This window comes from Nonomuraea sp. MTCD27 (genome assembly GCF_041950495.1).
Taxonomy (GTDB): domain Bacteria; phylum Actinomycetota; class Actinomycetes; order Streptosporangiales; family Streptosporangiaceae; genus Nonomuraea.
Genome location: NZ_JBGNUW010000068.1, coordinates 1 through 1,398 on the forward strand (window position 1 = coordinate 1; position 1,398 = coordinate 1,398).

1 rRNA gene is annotated in these 1,398 nt (G+C 56.7%); it reads left to right on the forward strand.

The annotated features are described in order from the left end of the window. Positions 1-1,390, forward strand: a 23S ribosomal RNA gene (locus ACBJ59_RS62740); the annotation flags it as partial. Positions 1,391-1,398 lie beyond the last annotated feature (8 nt).

Sequence of the window (1,398 nt, forward strand, 5' to 3'; positions counted from 1 at the left end):
CCTGAGATGTGATGCCGAGCCGATTGTGGTGAAGTGGATGATCCTATGCTGCCGAGAAAAGCCTCTAGTGAGTGTTGTGGCGGCCCGTACCCTAAACCGACTCAGGTGGTCAGGTAGAGAATACTAAGGCGATCGGGTGAACTGTGGTTAAGGAACTCGGCAAATTGCCCCCGTAACTTCGGGAGAAGGGGGACCTCTGTTGGTGATGAGTCTTGCACTCTGAGCTGGTGGGGGTCGCAGTGGCCAGGGGGAAGCGACTGTTTACTAAAAACACAGGTCCGTGCGAAGTCGTAAGACGATGTATACGGACTGACGCCTGCCCGGTGCCGGAACGTTAAGGGGACCGCTTAGTCCAGTTTTCTGGGCGAAGGTGAGAACTTAAGCGCCGGTAAACGGCGGTGGTAACTATAACCATCCTAAGGTAGCGAAATTCCTTGTCGGGTAAGTTCCGACCTGCACGAATGGCGTAACGACTTCCCCGCTGTCTCAACCGCAGACCCGGCGAAATTGCACTACGAGTAAAGATGCTCGTTACGCGCAGCAGGACGGAAAGACCCCGGGACCTTCACTACAGCTTGACATTGGCGTTTGGAGCGTCTTGTGTAGGATAGGTGGGAGACTGGGAAGCTCGGACGCTAGTTCGGGTGGAGTCATTGGTGAAATACCACTCTGGTCGTTTTGAACGTCTAACTCTGGTCCGTGATCCGGATCGGGGACAGTGTCTGGTGGGTAGTTTAACTGGGGCGGTTGCCTCCTAAAGGGTAACGGAGGCGCCCAAAGGTTCCCTCAGCCTGGTTGGCAATCAGGTGTTGAGTGTAAGTGCACAAGGGAGCTTGACTGTGAGACTGACGGGTCGAGCAGGAGCGAAAGCTGGGACTAGTGATCCGGCATCGGCGTGTGGAAGCGGTGTCGCTCAACGGCTAAAAGGTACCCCGGGGATAACAGGCTGATCTTCCCCAAGAGTCCATATCGACGGGATGGTTTGGCACCTCGATGTCGGCTCGTCGCATCCTGGGGCTGGAGTAGGTCCCAAGGGTTGGGCTGTTCGCCCATTAAAGCGGTACGCGAGCTGGGTTTAGAACGTCGCGAGACAGTTCGGTCCCTATCCGCTGCGCGCGCAGGAGACTTGAAAGGGGCTGTCCCTAGTACGAGAGGACCGGGACGGACGAACCTCTGGTGTGCCAGTTGTACCGCCAGGTGCACGGCTGGTTGGCTACGTTCGGAAGGGATAACCGCTGAAAGCATCTAAGCGGGAAGCTCGCCTTGAGATGAGGTCTCCCACCATGAGAGTGGGTAAGGCTCCCGGTAGACGACCGGGTTGATAGGCCGGAGGTGGAAGCACGGTAACGTGTGGAGCTGACCGGTACTAATAGGCCGAGGACTTGACCACAAAGCATA